Annotated in this window: 17 protein-coding genes; 8 read left to right on the forward strand and 9 right to left on the reverse strand. The window is 72.1% G+C overall.

What is annotated here, in order from left to right; genetic code table 11:
• The first annotated feature begins 37 nt into the window (after positions 1-37).
• The 5 genes from GGG17_RS01910 (at position 38) to trxA (ending at position 5,147) form a co-directional block, all read left to right on the forward strand.
• Entirely contained in the window at positions 38-1,948 is a 1,911-nt protein-coding gene (locus GGG17_RS01910) for a protein kinase family protein (RefSeq protein ID WP_154592108.1), read from the forward strand.
• A gap of 1 nt (position 1,949) precedes the next feature.
• Complete coding sequence (gene sigM, locus GGG17_RS01915) at positions 1,950-2,501, forward strand: RNA polymerase sigma factor SigM (RefSeq protein WP_154592109.1); 552 nt, start codon at positions 1,950-1,952, stop codon at positions 2,499-2,501.
• A gap of 190 nt (positions 2,502-2,691) precedes the next feature.
• The gene (locus tag GGG17_RS01920) at positions 2,692-3,561 is read left to right on the forward strand and encodes an RsmA family anti-sigma factor (RefSeq protein ID WP_154592110.1); all 870 of its coding nucleotides are present in this window, start codon (positions 2,692-2,694) and stop codon (positions 3,559-3,561) included.
• 180 nt (positions 3,562-3,741) lie between these two features.
• Complete coding sequence (gene trxB, locus GGG17_RS01925; protein WP_230082587.1) at positions 3,742-4,743, forward strand: thioredoxin-disulfide reductase; 1,002 nt, start codon at positions 3,742-3,744, stop codon at positions 4,741-4,743.
• 74 nt (positions 4,744-4,817) lie between these two features.
• Complete coding sequence (gene trxA, locus GGG17_RS01930; RefSeq protein WP_154592112.1) at positions 4,818-5,147, forward strand: thioredoxin; 330 nt, start codon at positions 4,818-4,820, stop codon at positions 5,145-5,147.
• A gap of 98 nt (positions 5,148-5,245) precedes the next feature.
• On the opposite strand, the gene GGG17_RS01935 is transcribed toward trxA, so the two are convergent.
• Positions 5,246-5,899 carry a hypothetical protein gene (locus GGG17_RS01935; RefSeq protein WP_154592113.1) on the reverse strand — a complete coding sequence of 218 codons (654 nt, stop codon included), beginning with the start codon at positions 5,897-5,899 and terminating at the stop codon, positions 5,246-5,248.
• A gap of 147 nt (positions 5,900-6,046) precedes the next feature.
• Between GGG17_RS01935 and GGG17_RS01940 the strand changes: the two genes are divergently transcribed.
• A complete protein-coding gene (locus tag GGG17_RS01940) occupies positions 6,047-7,357 on the forward strand; it encodes an aminotransferase-like domain-containing protein (RefSeq protein ID WP_154592114.1) in 1,311 nt (436 codons plus the stop codon).
• On the forward strand, positions 7,354-8,319 hold the full coding sequence (locus GGG17_RS01945; RefSeq protein ID WP_154592115.1) for a D-alanine--D-alanine ligase family protein: 966 nt from the start codon (positions 7,354-7,356) through the stop codon (positions 8,317-8,319). The genes GGG17_RS01940 and GGG17_RS01945 overlap by 4 nt, the downstream gene beginning before the upstream one ends.
• 198 nt (positions 8,320-8,517) lie before the next feature.
• Here GGG17_RS01945 and GGG17_RS01950 read toward each other — a convergent pair whose 3' ends face one another.
• The 8 genes from GGG17_RS01950 to rpmH form a co-directional block, all read right to left on the reverse strand.
• Positions 8,518-9,660, reverse strand: a complete 1,143-nt coding sequence (locus tag GGG17_RS01950; protein WP_154592116.1) for a ParB/RepB/Spo0J family partition protein — start codon at positions 9,658-9,660, stop codon at positions 8,518-8,520.
• Positions 9,657-10,661 (reverse strand): ParA family protein, encoded by a 1,005-nt coding sequence (locus GGG17_RS01955; RefSeq protein ID WP_311966361.1) that lies wholly within the window; start codon positions 10,659-10,661, stop codon positions 9,657-9,659. The genes GGG17_RS01950 and GGG17_RS01955 overlap by 4 nt, the downstream gene beginning before the upstream one ends.
• Positions 10,662-11,905: 1,244 nt before the next feature.
• Positions 11,906-12,715: a 16S rRNA (guanine(527)-N(7))-methyltransferase RsmG gene (gene rsmG, locus GGG17_RS01960; protein WP_154592117.1), complete on the reverse strand. Its 810-nt coding sequence runs from the start codon at positions 12,713-12,715 to the stop codon at positions 11,906-11,908.
• Complete coding sequence (locus GGG17_RS01965; protein WP_154592118.1) at positions 12,715-13,305, reverse strand: Jag family protein; 591 nt, start codon at positions 13,303-13,305, stop codon at positions 12,715-12,717. Before GGG17_RS01965 ends, rsmG begins: the two co-directional genes overlap by 1 nt.
• Before the next feature lie 91 nt (positions 13,306-13,396).
• Positions 13,397-14,464 (reverse strand): membrane protein insertase YidC, encoded by a 1,068-nt coding sequence (gene yidC / locus GGG17_RS01970; RefSeq protein WP_230082588.1) that lies wholly within the window; start codon positions 14,462-14,464, stop codon positions 13,397-13,399.
• 66 nt (positions 14,465-14,530) lie between these two features.
• Positions 14,531-14,806 carry a membrane protein insertion efficiency factor YidD gene (yidD, locus tag GGG17_RS01975; RefSeq protein ID WP_154592119.1) on the reverse strand — a complete coding sequence of 92 codons (276 nt, stop codon included), beginning with the start codon at positions 14,804-14,806 and terminating at the stop codon, positions 14,531-14,533.
• Positions 14,806-15,165 carry a ribonuclease P protein component gene (gene rnpA / locus GGG17_RS01980; RefSeq protein ID WP_311966350.1) on the reverse strand — a complete coding sequence of 120 codons (360 nt, stop codon included), beginning with the start codon at positions 15,163-15,165 and terminating at the stop codon, positions 14,806-14,808. Before rnpA ends, yidD begins: the two co-directional genes overlap by 1 nt.
• 13 nt (positions 15,166-15,178) lie before the next feature.
• Positions 15,179-15,316, reverse strand: a complete 138-nt coding sequence (gene rpmH, locus GGG17_RS01985) for a 50S ribosomal protein L34 (protein ID WP_013885212.1) — start codon at positions 15,314-15,316, stop codon at positions 15,179-15,181.
• Between the two features lie 541 nt (positions 15,317-15,857).
• On the opposite strand from rpmH, the gene dnaA reads away from it, so the two are divergent.
• The gene (gene dnaA / locus GGG17_RS01990) at positions 15,858-17,522 is read left to right on the forward strand and encodes a chromosomal replication initiator protein DnaA (RefSeq protein ID WP_311966351.1); all 1,665 of its coding nucleotides are present in this window, start codon (positions 15,858-15,860) and stop codon (positions 17,520-17,522) included.
• The last annotated feature ends 384 nt before the right edge of the window (positions 17,523-17,906 follow it).

Below are 17,906 nucleotides of genomic sequence, written 5' to 3' on the forward strand. Positions count from 1 at the left end.
GACGCAGGTCACGCAGGACGACGAGAGGGAGTGACGGATGCCGGCAGTCGGACCGGGCACGTCGATCGGGGGCCGCTATCACCTGCGGCAGCGGCTCGAGCGCACGGACCGCGTGGAGCGCTGGGAGGCCGACGACACGACCTTCGGTCGCCGCGTCGTCGTCACCGTCCTCGACGCCGCCGACCCGGCCGCCGAGGCCGTCCTCGACGCCGCTCGCCGCGCCTCCGCGCTGACCGACCCACGGCTCCTGCCCATCCTCGACGCCGGCCGCGAGGACGGCCTCGTGCACGTCGTGGAGGAGGAGGTCCAGGGCAGCACCTTGACCGAGCTGCTGCGGGACGGCGGCCTCCCGCCCACCGAGGCACGGCGGATCGTCCTCGAGGTCGCCGAGGTCCTCGACCGCGCTCGTGCCCGCGGGCTGCACCACCTCGCCCTCACCCCCGACGACGTGCTGCGCGGGCGTGACGGCAGCGTGCGCCTGCGTGGCCTGGCGGTCCGTGCCGCCCTGCTCGGCCGGGACGGCGGCAGCGACCAGGCCGCCTCCCGCACCGACGCCATCGGTCTCGCGGCCCTCCTGCACGCGGCGACCACCGCCACGTGGCCGGGCCAGGACGCGACCTCGCTGCAGGCGACCCCCTTCGTGGGTGGCGCGCCGGCCCCACCGTCCGAGCTCGTGGCCGCGGTCCCGGACGACATCGAGGACCTGGTCCGGCGGGCCCTCGGCCGCAGCCGTCCGGGCGACGACCGCCCCCAGGACCCCGGAGTCGTCGCCGACGCGCTGCGCCCGGCCACGACGCGGGCCAGCACCCTGAGTGCCACCCCCCTGCTCGAGGACGCCACCGCGGGCTCCCCGGGCGACCCTCTCCCCGCGTCGCCCACGGCCGTCACCGGGGCAGCGGACGCCAGCGCAGCCCCCGCCGCAGCAGACGTCGGCGCAGCCCCCGCCGCAGCGGACGACGGCACCGTGCCGCAGGGCCCGGGCCACCGGCTCGCGGACGACCTGCGCAAGGACGTGGAGCACGTCCCCTCCCGCGCCGAGGCCGCGGCGATCGCCGCCGCCGGCGCCACCGCCGCCGGGACCAAGGCGGCCGCCCGTCGGGTGGGCGACCTCGTCGACGGCGCGTCCCGCCGGGTCGAGGACCGTCGCCGGGAGCGGGAGCAGCGCCGGCTCGAGAGCCAGCCCGCGAGGGTGCCGCTGTCGACGCTGGCGGACGAGCCACCGCGCCCGGTCGAGCCGGTGGCACCCATCTTCGTCAACGACGTCCCGACCGGCACGCCCTCGCCTCGGCAGGCCAACTTCGTCATGGCGCTGCTCGCCGCCCTGGTGGTCCTGGGGCTGGTGCTGGGCGTCATCGGCGTCATGTCGATGGTCAGCAACATCCAGCGGCAGCTCGACGCACCCCCGGTCGCACGCACCTACACGGTGACCGCCCCCGCCGTCACCATCACCAAGGGGGCCGACGGCACGGTGACGACCCGTCCGGCCGCCCCGACCCGGCCTGCGGGCGCCCCGATTGCGGTGGTGGGCGTCTCGGCCTACGACCCCGAGGGCCAGGACCACGCCGAGAACAACGACTCCGTCGGCAACGTCCACGACGGCGACACGTCCACCTACTGGCGCAGCCAGCGCTACAGGACCGACACCTTCGGCAACCTCAAGTCGGGCGTCGGGCTCGCGGTCTACCTCGGCGACGCCCACTCCGACGTGTCCCAGATCAAGCTGACGCTGCCCGACTCCTCCGGCGAGGACCTGACGGTCTACGGCAGCGACACCCCGACCCGGGACGGGGCCGCGGTGCTGGGCACCGTCAAGGGGGGCAAGGGCGAGGTGACGCTCACGGTGCCCCCCGGCCAGGGCAAGCGCCCCTACATCGTCGTGTGGTTCACCAACAGCCCCAGGATGTTCGGCGGCAACTACGCGGCACTGTCCGAGATCAGCCTCTCCTGACATGAGCGCCGTCCTCGACCTGGCCGCGGCCGACGACCGTGCTCTGATGGCGGCGCACAACGACGGTGACCCCCACGCCTTCGGCGAGCTGTACCGCCGGCACCGGGACCGCATGTGGGCCGTGGCGATGCGGACGTGCTCCGACCGCGAGCTCGCCGCGGACGCCGTCCAGGACGCCTTCATCGCCGCGTTCCGGCGGTCCGCGTCCTACCGCGGCGAGGCGGCCGTCACCACCTGGCTGCACCGGATCGTGGTCAACGCCTGCCTGGACCGGCTGCGCCGCGTGCGCCCGACGTCCGAGCTGCCCGAGTACGACCTCGCGGACGGTCGGGACGAGCATGCCTCCCTCGAGGTGCAGCTGGACGTCCGGCAGGCCCTCGCCCGGCTCCCCGAGGGGCAGCGCCTGGCGCTGGTGCTCGTCGACATGCAGGGCCTGAGCGTCGCCGAGGCGGCGCAGGTCCTCGACGTCGCCGAGGGCACCATCAAGTCGCGGTGCGCCCGTGGCCGGGCGGCCATGGCGGAGATCCTCGGGCTGCGGCGGGCCGACACGTGAGCGGTACCTCGCCGGACGTGCGTCCCGCAGGACGGCGGGAACCAACGACGCGCACGGCGCGTCCTACACATGGTGCAGGCACGCCCGGGCTCCGGCAGCCCCCGCTGTCCCTGCACCCGCGCCAGGTCGTGGCCGCCGAGCAGTGGGGCCACGACGCATCCCCCTCGACCGCCCCGGGAGGTGTCCGGATATGACCGCGACCCGTTCGTCGCACGCATCTGGCGACGGCGACCACGACCCGACGGGCGTGCGCGACCTGCTCGGCTCCCTGCCCGACCCGGGCCCCATGCCCGGTGACCTCGTGGCCCGCATCACCGCCTCGCTCGAGGCCGAGTCCCGCGCCCGCCGCCCGGCCAGCGGCCTCGACCCGGCCCCGGTCCCCCACGCCGACGGGCAGGGCCCGATCGCGGTGGTCGTGCCGCTGCACCAGGCGACGCGGCGACCCTCCGGCCGACGGATGTTCGGCCTCGTCGCCTCCGCCGCCGCCGCCGTCACCGTGTTCGGCATCGCGATGACCTCCTTCATCCAGTCCTCGGGGGGCGACCTCAGCACGGCCGTCGCCAACCTCGGCTCCGGCACCAACGGCTCCGGGTCGAGCGCCGCGAGCAGCGCGAGAGGCGCCTCCACGTCCTCGACCCCGGACCAGGGGACGGGGCAGCAGACCGGGCAGCCGACGGACCCCGGCACCGGTGCCGCCGAGGCGGACGTCCAGATCCGGCTGGCCGCGGGTCCGCTCACCATCGGCGAGGCCGGGCTGGCGGCATACGGCCGAGAGCTTCTCCAGCAGCGCTGGACCCCGACCACGCCCCACACCGTGGAGCAGCCGACCGTCGGCCCCATCGGCACGCCGACCGGCGTCCGCGAGTGCCTCCACGCCGTCGGCGGCTCCGCGACCGGTCGGGTCGCGGCCGAGATCACCTCGTATGCCGGGCGCCCCGCCGTCCTGATCGCCGCCCAGCAGGGCGCGGACCGCCGCACGGTCGGCGTCTACCTCGCCGCGGTGCCCTGCGGTCCGAGCGGCGCGACGCTGCTCGTGCCGGCCGGTGTCAGCGCCCCCTGACTCCGCCGCGTTCCACGTGAAACGTCCAGGCTGCGGTCCCCTGGAATGAATACGCCGCTTCGGCGGTTTCCGCCCGTGCGCCCTGCGATGGGACAGTGGGTCTTGGACCCACGACGTCACGTCCACGGGTGCCGCGTCGGCCCCGACCGACGACCACACGACCCAGGGATGAAGGACCTCATGACCAGCGACGTCCGCAACGTCATCATCATCGGCTCCGGCCCGGCCGGCTACACCGCCGCCGTCTACGCCGCGCGCGCAAACCTCGAGCCGCTCGTCTTTGAGGGCTCGGTGACGGCCGGGGGCGCCCTGATGAACACCACCGACGTCGAGAACTTCCCCGGGTTCCGCGACGGCATCATGGGCCCCGACCTCATGGACAACATGCGCGCGCAGGCCGAGCGCTTCGGAGCCGAGCTGGTCCGCGACGACGTCACCGCGGTGGACCTCACCGGCGACGTCAAGGTCGTCACGGACGGCGAGGGCAACGAGCACCGCGCCCACGCGGTCGTCCTGGCGATGGGCTCGGCCTACCGCGAGCTGGGCTTGCCCGACGAGAAGCGGCTGTCCGGTCGCGGCGTCTCCTGGTGCGCGACCTGTGACGGCGCGTTCTTCCGCAACAAGCCGATCGTCGTCGTCGGCGGCGGCGACTCGGCGATCGAGGAGGCGACCTTCCTCACGCGGTTCGGCGAGAGCGTCACCGTCGTCCACCGCCGGGACGAGCTGCGCGCGTCCAAGATCATGGCCGAACGCGCCCTGGCCAACGACAAGATCAGCTTCGCCTGGAACTCCGCCGTCACCTCGATCAACGGCGACACCAAGGTCGAGTCCGTGACCCTGCGCGACACCGTCACCGGTGAGGAGCGCGTGCTCGAGACCTCGGCCGTCTTCGTCGCGATCGGCCACGAGCCCCGCAACGAGCTGGTCAAGGGCGCCGTCGACCTCGACGACGAGGGCTACGTCCTCGTCCAGGGGCGCAGCTCCGAGACCAACCTGCCCGGCGTCTTCGCCTGCGGCGACCTCGTCGACCACACCTACCGCCAGGCGATCACCGCCGCGGGGTCCGGCTGCGCCGCGGCCCTCGACGCCGAGCGCTACCTCGCGGCCCGCGACGAGGCCGGCGCGCCGGCGACCGACGCGTCGCTCACGGCCGAGCCGCAGGCCACCGCGATGGCGCGCTGACCGCACCTCACCGACCTGCCTGCACCACCTGACCACCTGACCACCTGACCACCCGACCACAGGAGGAGCCCGCGATGGGTGCCAACACCAAGGACACGACCGACGCGACGTTCGAGCAGGACGTCCTGCACAACCCCAAGCCCGTCCTCGTGGACTTCTGGGCGTCCTGGTGCGGACCGTGCCGCCAGATCTCTCCGGTCCTCGACGAGATCGCCGGCACGTATGCCGACAAGATCGACGTGGTGAAGCTCAACGCCGACGAGAACCCCCAGACCACCGCGAAGTACGGCGTCACCGGTCTGCCGACCATCAACGTCTATGTCGGTGGCGAGGTCGTCAAGACCATCGTCGGCGCGCAGCCGAAGCCTCGGATCCTCAAGGAGCTCGCGGACTACATCGGCTGACCCGCCACCGCACCCGGCTCGCGGGTCGCACCCGCAGCCAGCACGTCCCGGCGCCCGCCCCGACCTCAGGTCGAGGCGGGCGTCGTCGTGCGCTCTGGTCAGGTCGCGGCGGGGGCCGTCGCGCGGTCCGCGAGCCACGCCCGCACGGCCGAGGTCACGTCCTCACGCACGGTGGCGGTCGAGCGCAGGTCCAGCCGCAGCCGGGGGCACGTCGGGTGCGGCCGGACGACGGTGAACCCGACGCCGGTGAGCAGCGTCGTGGGCACCCGGCACACGTCCGGCGGCGGCCACGGCAGGTCGCTCTGGGCCACCTCCGCCGAGGACAGGCACCCGGTCACGACGGCGGGCCCGCCATACGCCTCGACGGCCCGGACGGTGCGTCGCAGGAGCTCGCGGCCGAGAGACTGGACGGCGACCTTGGTGAACGCCCGGCTGCTCGACGACAGGGACAGCAGCAGCACGGCGTCGTCCGAGACGGGGGCCGTCGCCGGCAGCGCCGCGCGGGGCACCAGGGACGGCGGCGCCACGACGACGTGGGCCACGGTGCGCCCGTCCTGCCGGACGAGCAGCCCGGGCGGACCCCACTCGTGGGTGACGGTCTCGGCCCACGCTCGCAGCCCGGGGACCGAGTGCCGGGCCGCGTCCGCGTGCGCCTCCACCGGGTCACGCAGCCAGCGCACGCAGCCCCGGCAGGAGGGCCGGAGCAGGTCCGTGGTCGCAGCCGTCAGCGGGACCACCTGACGACCGGTCATGGCACGATCCTCCCTGTCCTGGCTCCGGCGCGCCCGGACACTGCGACGCTGCCGTGGGCGGTCGTGCGAGGATGCAGACCTCACCCTGGTCCCAGGCTACGGGCCGACCCCGCTCGCCGTGCCGGCCCACACGTCGAAGGAGCGCGCATGACCGACCAGCATCCCGTTGGCTCACGACTGGACCCCTGGATCGAGTCCTACGCCGCACGCACCGCCGGGATGAAGGTCTCCGAGATCCGCGCCCTGTTCGCCGTCGCCTCCCGCCCCGAGGTGGTCTCCCTCGCCGGCGGCATGCCCAACATCGGCGCCCTGCCGATGGAGCTGGTCGGCGACACGGTGCAGCGCCTGCTCCTCGACCAGGGCCTCACGGCGCTGCAGTACTCCTCCGGGCAGGGCGACGAGCGCCTGCGGGACCAGCTGCTCGAGGTCATGGCGCTGGAGGGCCTCGACGCGCACCCGGATGACATCGTCATGACGACCGGCTCCCAGCAGGCGCTCGACCTGGTGGCCCGGGTCTTCCTCGACCCGCGTGACGTCGTGATCGCCGAGTCACCGTCGTACGTCGGTGCGCTCGGGGTGTTCGCGGCCTACGAGGCCGACGTGGTCCATGTGCCCTGCGACGCCGACGGGCTCGTGCCCGAGGCGCTCGAGGAGCACATCACGCGGTTGCTGGCCGAGGGTCGGCGCATCAAGTTCCTCTACACCGTCCCGACCTTCCAGAACCCCGCCGGCACCGCGCTGTTCGACGATCGCCGCCCTCGGGTGCTCGAGATCTGCCGACGGCACGGCATCCTCGTGGTCGAGGACAACCCCTACGGCCTGCTCGGGTTCGAGGGGCGCACCTACCCGGCGCTGAAGTCCATGGACGCGGACGGCGTCATCTACCTCGGCACCTTCTCCAAGATCTTTGCCGCCGGCCTGCGGGTCGGGTGGGCCGTGGCACCGCACGCCGTCCGCGAGAAGCTCGTGCTCGCCAACGAGGCCGCGATCCTGTGCCCCAGCGCGTTCACCCAGGCGGTGGCCTCGCGCTACCTGTCCGAGATCGACTGGCAGGCGCAGACCGCGAGCTACCGCGCGCTCTACCAGGAGCGCCGCGACGCGATGGCCGACGCGCTGAGGTCGCTGCTGCCGCAGGCCCGGTGGAACCTCCCGCGCGGTGGCCTGTTCTTCTGGATCGAGCTGCCCGAGGGTCTTGACACCAAGGCCATGCTGCCCCTCGCGGTCAAGGAGCTCGTCGCCTACGCCCCCGGCACCGGGTTCTACGCCGACGGCACCGGCCGGCGCAACGCCCGTCTCAACTTCTCCTACCCCACCTCGGAGCGGATCCACGAGGGCGTGCGCCGCTTCGCCACCGTCGTCGAGCGCGAGCAGGAGCTGCTCGAGACCTTCGGACCGTATGACGATTCCACCCGCTCCCGGGCTCGACGAGTCCTCCTCCCCTCACCGGATGTGTCATGACCTCAGTCCTCGTCCTCGCAGGTGGCCTCTCGCACGAGCGCGAGGTCTCCGTCCGCTCAGGTCGGCGTCTGGCAGAAGCCTTGCGCTCCAAGGGTTTCCAGGTCAAGATCGCCGACCTCGACCGCCACCTGCTGGGCACCGTCGACGCCCTGCAGCCCGACCTCGTGTGGCCCACGCTGCACGGCTCGCCGGGGGAGAACGGCTCCCTGCGGGACGTGCTGCAGCACCTGGGTCTGGCGTTCGTCGGGCCGCGGGGGCCCTCCTCGCGCATGGCGTGGGACAAGCCCGTCGCCAAGGCCCTGGTGGCGCGTGCCGGCGTGGCCACCCCGGCGCACGTGGCGGTCGCGCACAGCACCTTCCGTCAGATCGGCGCGGGGGCCGTCCTCGAGCGCCTGGCCCGCGACCTGGGCCTCCCACTCGCCGTCAAGCCCGCCCGTGGTGGCTCGGCCCTCGGGTTCCACGTGGCACGGACGGCGACGGAATTGGGCGCGGCCCTGGTGGACGCCTATGCCTATGACGATCTGGCGCTCGTCGAGCACGTCGTGGAGGGGACGGAGGTCTCGGTGACGGTCATCGAGCAGGCCGACGGCGAGCTGCGGGCCCTGCCACCGGTCGAGATCTGCCCGGTCGACGGGGTCTTCGACTACGACCACATGTACAACGCGGGCGAGACCGAGTACTTCACCCCCGCGCGGCTGTCGCCGGAGGCCACCGAGGCATCGTTGCAGGCAGCCCTCACCGCGCACCGGGTGCTCGACCACCGCCACCTGTCCCGCACGGACCTGATCGTCGACGCGGACGGCACCCCGTGGTTCTTGGAGTGCAGCGTCTCGCCGGGGCTCACCGAGACCAGCCAGGTTCCGCTGGCCATCGCCGGAGCCGGCCTGCAGGCCGCGGATGTGTATGCCGACCTCGTCGAGCGCGTCATTGCGGAGCATCGCACGGCCCGCGACGACGCCTAGGATCGCTCTCACACAATCCTAGAGTGTCCTAGAGTGGACTAGCCGGAGCTAGGTATGGGTAGAGCATCGTCGAGAGCACCCGCCGCTCGCCGCTGATCGGGCTCCAGCCCAGACGCCCGCCGCCTCGCACCTGGTGCGACGCGGCGGGCGTCTGGGCTTGGGCCGGAGGCAGCGGCTGGGATCGCGCCGTCCTCAAGGTCAGAGGGCCGCCCCCACGCTGCCCTCCTGGCCCATGAGGGCGAGGATCCGCTGGAGGTCGTCGACCGACGCGAACTCGACCGTGAGCTTGCCCTTGCGACGCCCCATGGTGACCTGGACGCGCGTGTCGAACCGATCGGACAGCGACGTGGCGACCTCGTCCAGCTCGGGGCGCGGCTCGCTGCTGCGCGCGGGGCGAGCCTTGGGCTCGGCGGACCCGTCACCTCCGAGCGAGACGATCTCCTCCACGGACCGCACCGACAGCCCCTCGGCGACGATGCGCTGAGCGAGGCGCTCCATCGCCGCGGCGTCCTCGAGGCCCAGCAGCGCCCGCGCGTGACCGGCGCTGAGGACGCCGGCGGCGACGCGGCGCGCGACCAGGGGAGGGAGCCGCAGCAGGCGGATCGTGTTGGAGATCTGGGGACGCGAACGCCCCAGCTTGCCGGCGAGCTCGTCGTGCGTGCACCCGAAGTCCTCGAGCAGCTGCTGGTAGGCGGCCGCCTCCTCCAAGGGGTTGAGCTCGGAGCGGTGGAGGTTCTCCAGCAGCGCGTGCCGGAGCATCTCGTCGTCGTCGGTGTTGCGGACGATCGCCGGCACGGTGGCGAGCCCCGCCCGCTGGGTCGCGCGCCAGCGCCGCTCGCCCATGATGAGCTCGTACTCCGCGGTCGGGTAGTCCTCCGCCGGGGCTCCCCGCAGGGGACGCACCACGATCGGCTGCAGCACCCCAAGCTCGGTGACGCTGTGGACCAGCTCGGCCATGTCGTCCTCGTCGAAGACGGTGCGCGGTTGCTTGGCGTTGGGCTGGATCGCCTCGACCGGCACCTCGGCGTAGGTCGCGCCGGGCACCGCCTGCAGGCCACCGTCGGAGGCCATCGCGCGCTCGGACGTCACCGACGCGATCAGGCTGGCGTCGAGCGGTCGACGGCCGTAGCCGAGGCCACGCAGGTCGTCCGCCAGGTCGTCCGTCAGCGGGCCCGACGGCTGCGGCGCCGTAGAGGCGGCATCCGCGACCGAGGCCACCTCGGAGCCCGGCTTGACCCGCTCTGCGTCGCGAAAGAACACGTCGATCGGACGGTCGCCGGCGGGGGCCTGCGGGATCAGGGCCCCCAGGCCACGGCCGAGACCCCGTCGCTTCTCACTCATCGGTTACCTCCCTCGCCGGCGCCGTGCCGTGCGATCTCGACCGCCGCGGCGGCGTAGGACAGAGCACCACTGCTGGTGGGGTCGTAGGTCATGACGGTCTGGCCGTGGCTGGGCGCCTCGGAGATCCGCACCGAGCGCGGGACGGTCGACCGGATGACCTGCTCACCGAAGTGGCGCCGCACCTCCTCGGCGACCTGGGCGGACAGGCGGGTGCGGCCGTCATACATCGTCAGCAGGATGGTCGACACGTGCAGGGAGGGGTTGAGATGCGCCTTGATCAGCTCGATGTTCTTGAGCAGCTGGCTGAGACCCTCGAGGGCGTAGTACTCGCACTGGATCGGGATGAAGACCTCCTCAGCCGCCACGAACGCGTTGATCGTGAGCAGCCCGAGGCTGGGCGGGCAGTCGACGAGGACGTAGTCGATGCGCTCTCCCCGGTCCTCCTCGTCGCGCAGGTAGGTCGTGAGCGCTCGCCCAAGGCGCATCTCGCGTGCCACCAGCGACACGAGCTCGATCTCCGCGCCGGCCAGGTCGATCGTGGCGGGTGCGCACAGCAGGTTGGGCACGTCGGGGCAGGACTGCACCACGTCGCGCATCGGTGTCCCGTCGGCGAGCACGTCGTAGACGCTGGGCACCTCGGCGTGGTGCGGGATCCCGAGTGCGGTCGACGCGTTGCCCTGCGGGTCGAGGTCGAGGACGAGGACGCGCAGCCCTGCCGTGGCCAGGGCGGCGGCGACGTTGACCGTGGTGGTGGTCTTGCCGACCCCGCCCTTCTGGTTGGCCACCGTCATGACACGGGTCCGGCGCGGGGCCGGGAGCGCCTCGCCCTCCGTCTGCGCGCGGCCGGTCGGCGTGGACCTGGGGCCGGTCGGTGTGGATGCGGGGACGGAGGGGGACGTCGGGAGCGGCTCAGTCGGCCGGGCCGGTGGGATGGTCTGGGTGCTCGTGCCATCGGTCATCTCGGTCCGGTCCTCGTCTCCCTGCTGACGGAAGGTCTCCACGACGTCGACCCCACCGGACTCGGCCCGGGTTTCACGTGAAACTGGCTCGTCGGTGGTGACCGCGGCCGCCATCTCGGCGAGCTCGTCGCGGGCCACGCCCGCGGTGTCACCGAAGAGCGCGGCATCCGCCACCTCGCGGTTCGCGGGCTCGTCCCAGGCCGAGGCGAGGCGGCTCTTGCGGTCGTCATGGGGAGACGTCCCGAGGTAGCGGCTCTGCACATCGGCGTGGGCAGCGGCCTCAGCCCCCCGCGGCCGATGGGCGCGCAGCCGTTGGCCGGGCTGATAGTCCTTGCCGGGCAGATCCTGGCTCCAGGACTGCGCGAGCGAACCGAGCCCGTCCCCGTGCCCCTCGGCCACCCCTCCCGAGGCGACGGCGTCGACGACAGCGTCCTGGTCAGCCTCGTCGTGCGCAGCCGCAGCCTCGTCGGGCGCGGTCCCGTCGGTCGCGCTCCCGTCAGTGGCGCCTTCGCTGGGAGCCTCCTGCGAAGGCACGCCGACGGGGGTCTCGCGGAGATCGCTGCCGTCGTCCACCAGGGTGGTGCCGTCGGCGGCGATCGCGTCAGCCGGGCCGGGAGCCGCGCCGTGGCTGGAGTCAGCGGGCGCCTCGGTTGTCTCGGAGGTCTCGGGGGTCTCGAGGGTCTCCGGGGTCTCGGGGGAACGAGATGTCGCAGACGCGTCGGGGGTCAGCCCATGCGCCCCCCACGCCTCGTCCGGAGCGGAGGCCGCGCGCACCTCCCGCGAAGCCTGTGTTTCACGTGAAACGGTGGATGGCCACCCGAGCCCGGACCCACCCCCTGCCAAGAGCTGCAGGTCAGGCCAACCCAACCCGGTCGTGACGCTCACACCTACTCCTCATGCCGCTCGATGATGCCGAGCGCCCACTCTAGACGGCCCCTGGGACGAGCCCGGTCAGGCATCACCGCGCGGCGCCGGGCGCTTTGTCCGGGAGGAGCCTAGGCCGCGTTCCCCGTGAAACCACGGTCACGTCGGCGCGTGTCCCTGACCGCGGTACGACCCGATCGCTGGCCCCCGACGTTCTCGCCCGCGCATCACGACCCACCCCCGACACCCAGCCGGCTGCGTTTCACGTGGAACGCCGCCCACCAGGTCCTTCGCGACCCCGGGACGATCACCCGCTATCGGGACACCTTCACCCGACAGGGGCCATGTGAACGATCCAGAACCGGTGGCGGGAGACGACGTGCCGTGGTCAGCCTCCGTGGTTGGCCGGTGGAGCTGTGCGGTCAGGAGCGCGACGGGCGGCGGCGCCCCTTGCCCGCACGCCCCCGTCGTGGACCGGAGCCCTCTGGGACGACGGCGATGCCTGGCTGATGGTCGTCAGCGAGGTGGAGGCGGACCACCGTGGTGGGCGTCTCCAGCACCTCGAGACCGCAGCGCAGGATCTCGTGGTCGACCACGTGGGCCGATCGCAGGACGGCCGCGTCCTCGTCGAGCTCGGTCGCCGCGCTCGCACCCTTCAGAGCCAGCAGGGTGCCCCCGGCCGACGTCAGGGGAGCGCACCACTGCGCGAGCTGGCCGATCCGCGTCACCGCCCGGGCCGTGGCCACCGGAGCCACGACCGTCCCGACGACGTCCTGGGCGCGGGCGTGGTGCACGACCACGTTGTCGAGGCCGACGGCGTCCGCCGTCGCGGTCAGCCAGTCGGTCGCTCGGCGGCGCGGCTCGACGAGGTGGACCTCGCTCGTCGGACAGACGATGGCCAGGGCAAGACCGGGCAGCCCCGCCCCCGAGCCCACGTCGATGATCGCCGCCCCGCAGGGCACGAGCTCCGCGACGACGGCGCAGTTGAGCACGTGGCGCCCCCACAGCCGCGGCACCTCGCGAGGTCCGATCAGCCCGTGGGTCACCCCCGTCGTGGCCAGGCACTGCACGAAGCGCTCGGCCAGGGGGAGACGTTCCCCGAAGACGACCTCGGCCGCACCCGGCGCGCGCGGCGGCGCCGCCTCCGGGTCGGGGGCGGCGCCGCCGCGGTCGTGCTCGTCGTGCTCGTCGTGCTCGTCGTGCTCGTCGTGCTCGCTGCCCCGAGAGGTCATCAGGCCGGCAGGACCACGACGTGACGCCGCGGCTCGGTCCCCTCGGACTCCGAGCTCAGACCGGCCGCGAGGACCTCGTCGTGGACGACCTTGCGCTCGAAGGCCGACATCGGCTCGAGCGGCTTCTCCTCGCCGGACTCCTTGACGTCGCGGACGGCCTCGCGGGCAATCTCCACGAGCTCCTCACGGCGGGCGGCGCGGTGGCCGGCGACGTCCAGCATGAGGCGGCTGCGCTCACCGGTCTCGGCCTGCACTGCCAGGCGCGTCAGCTCCTGCAGCGCCTCGAGGACCTTGCCGTGGTCGCCCACCAGACGGCGGGGCACCCGCCCCTCGTCGGAGTCGACGATCGCCACGGACGCCCGGTCGCCGTCCACGTCGACGTCGATGTCACCGTCCAGGTCGGCGATGTCGAGGAGGGTCTCGAGGAAGTCGGCGGCGACCTCCCCCTCACGCTCCAGCAGCGCGACCCGGCTGGACCGGCCGGGCTCGGCGCCCTGGGCGCTGCCCCGCTCGGCCTGCTGCTCGGAGACGATCCCGTCAGTGGTCTCGTCCGTCTCCGGCTCGACACCCTCGGTGGTGCTGGTGTTCATGGCGGTCAGCCTTTCTCATCGTGGCCGGCGGTAGGACGAGGGTCGTCCCGGAGGCGCCGGTCGGTGCTGTCGTGGGCCCGCGCAGGCCCGGTCAGTCTGTCTCGCCGGGCGTCGCGCGGGACGCACCCCCGGCTGCCCCGCTGGCAGGGCCACGGCTCTTGCGTCCCTTGCGCTTCGGCTGCTGCCGCTGCCCGCTCGGCCGGGGCGAGGTGATCTCACCCTCGACCGTTTCCGTGGCGGCCGCGCTGGTGCCGCCCGTCATCCGGGCGGCACCGGGCATGGGCTTGCCCTGCGCCTTGCGCTTGGCCTCGAGGCGCTCGTAGGCCGGGGACCCGGGGGTCGGCATACGACCAATGGTGTAGAACTGCTGGCCCATCGACCACAGGTTGGTGACCAACCAGTAGATGAGGACACCGATGGGGAAGTTGATGCCCGACACGGCAAAGATGACCGGCATGACGTAGAGCAGGATCTTCTGCTGCTTGAACATCGGGTTGTCCATGGCGGACGCCGGCATGTTCTTGGTCATGGCCTGGTGCTGCGAGGTGAACTGCGTGATCGACATCAGCACGATCAGGGCCACCGTGACGAGCTTGGCCGCGAGGTCCTCGCTGCCGACGAACTTGTCCGACAGCTGCACCCCGGCGAAGGTCGACAGCTCGGCCTGCTTGGCGACCGAGGCCGTGATCGGCCCGACCGCGTCGCGCGCGCCGCTGGCGATGGCTCCCAGGCCGTTGAGCACGTTGAACAACGCGAAGAAGATCGGCATCTGAAGCAGGATGGGCATGCACGACGAGAAGGGGTTCGTACCGGAGTCCTTGTAGAGCGCCATCGTCTCTTCCGTCATCTTCTGACGGGACTCCGGATCGCTCTTGCCCTTGTACTTCGCCTGGATCTTTTGCAGCTCCGGCTGGATCAGCGTCATCTTGCGCGAGGCGTGCAGCTGCTTGATGAACAACGGCGTGATCAGGATCCGGATCACCACCACGAGCCCAACGATGGACAGGCCCCAGGTAAGGCCTCCCTCAGGGTCCATGCCGAGGGTCGTGAACAGCTGGTGGAAGCCGTACATGATCCACGCGACGGCGATCTCGATCGGCCGCAGCAAGGTGCTGAAGAAGTCCATCTCGTCCTCTGTGCTCAGGCGGTCGTCCGCCATGGGTGGTGCAGGTCTGGGTCCAGTCTGCCCCCTCGAGGGCGGGCCGGGGTGGGGCGGGAGGTGGGCTCAGCGGGTGGCCGGTGGCGGCTCCTTGTCAGGAACGTGGTCGACACCACCGGGGTTCCACGGGTGGCACCGGCCGAGCCGCCGCGCGGCCAGCCAGCCGCCCTTGATCGGGCCGAAGCGTTGGATCGCCGTCATCGCGTAGGCGGAGCAGCTGGGGTAGAAGCGGCACGACGGCGGGGTGAGCGGCGAGATCCACAGCTGGTAGAAGCGGATGAGTCCGAGGGCCGCAGCCCTGAGGGGGCGTCGTCGCCACCCGGCGTGCCAGGCCGCCGTCATCAGGCATGCACCTTGGCCAGGCAGCTGGAGAGCAGCCGGTCCAGCTCGGCCCCCAGGCGCGTCTGGTCGGCCTCGGCGGCCGGCGGGTTGGCCCGTACCACCACGTCGAGGCCAAGGGGCAGTCGCCCCACGCGGTCCCTCATCGCGTGCCGCAGCCGCCGCTTGGTGCGGTTGCGCACGACGGCTCCCCCGACGGCCTTGGACACGACGAGACCGACCCGCGGCGGCTGGGCCGCACGCGAGTCGGTCAGGTTGATGTGCACGACGAGCAGCTGGCTGCCCGAGCGCACCGACGTCCGTCCACGCACCGTCGAGGCGAAGTCCGCACTGTCACGCAGGCGGTGCTGCGCCGACAGCACGGGAGGTCGGCTCTCAGGCAGACAGCTCGGAGCGGCCCTTGCGGCGGCGGGCAGCGAGGATGGCGCGGCCGGCGCGGGTGCGCATGCGGAGGCGGAAGCCGTGCGTCTTGGCGCGACGACGGTTGTTCGGCTGGAAGGTGCGCTTGCTCACGGGACAACTCCGTTGACGGTGTCGGGTGGTCCACGCGGGGTGGACCCGTTGGGCGGGTGGTCTGCACGCCTGACGGGTCGCGGCTCACGGACGGCAAGCACGAGGCTGACAACCGGCATGCAAAACGGGTCGGCGCGAACCGACCGCCCTCCAAGGTACGTCAGCCGATCGAGCAGGGTCAAACCGCCGCCGACCGGCGCAGCACGGGCGCGCCCGCGGTGCCACGAACCTCGGGGACGGGACAGCCGCAGGATGGGGGATCGATCGCCACCGGCGGGGTCGACACGCCGGTGGGGGCGGGGGGTTCACCCGCGCGGCCCTCGGGCTCCCTTTGTGGCGGGACACGGGGGTTGTTAGCGTGGTGGCTTCCGGTCGGCCCGGCAGCACCTGTCTATGCTTCGTCCACAGCCTGTGGACGAGGATGTGGACCAGTGCCTCACCTGCGCCGATCCACCCCTGTCCACACCCCGGGCGCGACGTCGTCCACAGATCGTGCCACCCGGCACGCCGCCGAGCAGCAGACCGTGAATCGAGGCCCTTCGTGACCGACGCGCAGGTGGACGTCCCCCGCGTGTGGCGAGACACGCTGCGCGCCCTCGAGTCCGGAGGCATCTCCGCCCAGCACCGCGGATTCCTGCGGCTCAGCCGGCTCGTGGGTCTGCTCGAGGGGACGGCTCTGATCGCGGTCCCCAATGACTACACCCGGGACATCGTCGAGAAGCGCATCCGCACCGAGCTCGTCGAGGCGCTGCAGGAGCAGCTGGGCCGGGACGTGCGGCTCGCGGTGACCGTCGACAGCTCGCTGGAGCTCTCCGAGGCCGAGGACCGGGACGACAGCCCCCCGCGACCCGGTCCGGCGGGGGCCATGCCCCATGTGGTCACCTCGTCCGACCCCGTGCGCACAGACGGCGACCGAGGCACCTCCGACCCGCGGTCCACCGACGGCCCCCGCCTCGTCCGGGACGAGCGGGTGCCCCGCCCGGTCTCGCCCGACGTGTCCTTCGGTGGGGACCGGTCGTATGCCGACACCGCCCGTCATGACGGCGCGGCCACCCGGGCCCCCGGCATACGGCCTGCTCAGGATGACGACGCCGACGACGACCACGAGCTGCTCGCCGAGGGCGACGGGATCCGCGAGATGTTCCGCAAGCCGTTCGTGCCGGAGGACGGCCGCGACGCCAAGCTCAACCCCAAGTACACCTTCGACACCTTCGTCATCGGGTCCAGCAACCGATTCGCGCACGCCGCCGCCATCGCCGTGGCCGAGGCGCCGGCCAAGGCCTACAACCCGCTGTTCATCTACGGCGGGTCGGGCCTCGGCAAGACCCACCTGCTGCACGCCATCGGGCACTATGCCCAGCAGATCTACCCGAACGTCCGGGTGAAGTACGTGAACTCCGAGGAGTTCACCAACGACTTCATCAACTCGATCGGCGCCAACAAGGCCAGCGACTTCCAGCGGCGCTACCGCGACATCGACTTCCTGCTCATCGACGACATCCAGTTCCTGCAGGGCAAGGTGCAGACGCAGGAGGAGTTCTTCCACACCTTCAACACGCTGCACAACGCCAACAAGCAGGTGGTCATCACCAGCGACGTGGCGCCCAAGCTGCTGAGCGGCTTCGAGGAGCGCATGCGCAGCAGGTTCGAGTGGGGCCTGCTGACCGACGTGCAGCCCCCCGACCTCGAGACCCGCATCGCCATCCTCCGCAAGAAGGCCGTCCAGGAGCGCATGACGGCGCCGGACGACGTGCTGGAGTTCATCGCGAGCAAGATCTCTACCAACATCCGCGAGCTCGAGGGCGCGCTGATCCGCGTCACCGCCTTCGCCAGCCTCAACCACCAGGGCGTCGACATGACCCTGGCCGAGATCGTGCTCAAGGACCTGATCCCCGCGGACCAGACCAACCAGATCACGCCGGCGACGATCATGGCCCAGACGTCCTCCTACTTCGGGCTGACGGTGGACGACCTGTGCGGCACCTCGCGGTCACGGGTCCTCGTGACGGCGCGCCAGATCGCGATGTACCTCTGCCGCGAGCTGACTGACCTCTCCCTGCCCAAGATCGGCCAGCAGTTCGGCGGTCGTGACCACACGACGGTCATGCACGCCGACCGCAAGATCCGCGAGCTCATGAGCGAGCGGCGCGCGATCTACAACCAGGTCACCGAGCTGACCAACCGCATCAAGTCCAACCCCAGCTGACGCGCCCCCTCCGTCTCCCGCGAGGCAGCAGGCAGGTACCCGTCGTCCACAGAGTTGTCCACAGACCTGTGCGTCGTCACGCATATAGCAACAGGGGTTACTCAGCGTCAATCCCTAGGCCCGCCAAGATCACCCGCCCGGAGTATCCCCAGCTGTGGACAACCCTGTGGACGACGCCGCGCGGTGTTGACACGGGTGACGGCGGGCGCAGGCGGACCACCTGTGGGCCGACGGTGGACAACTCGGGCACAACCCCCCACCCGACCTGGGGACAGACGGGCATCCGAGGTGGACGGCGTGTGGACGACGGCCGGTCGTCCACAGGCGACGGTGCGTGTCCACCGATCGCTCCACACGGAGTACACACCCTCCCCGCCCCGCTGA

It is taken from the genome of Arsenicicoccus cauae, from assembly GCF_009707125.1.
GTDB lineage: Bacteria > Actinomycetota > Actinomycetes > Actinomycetales > Dermatophilaceae > Arsenicicoccus > Arsenicicoccus cauae.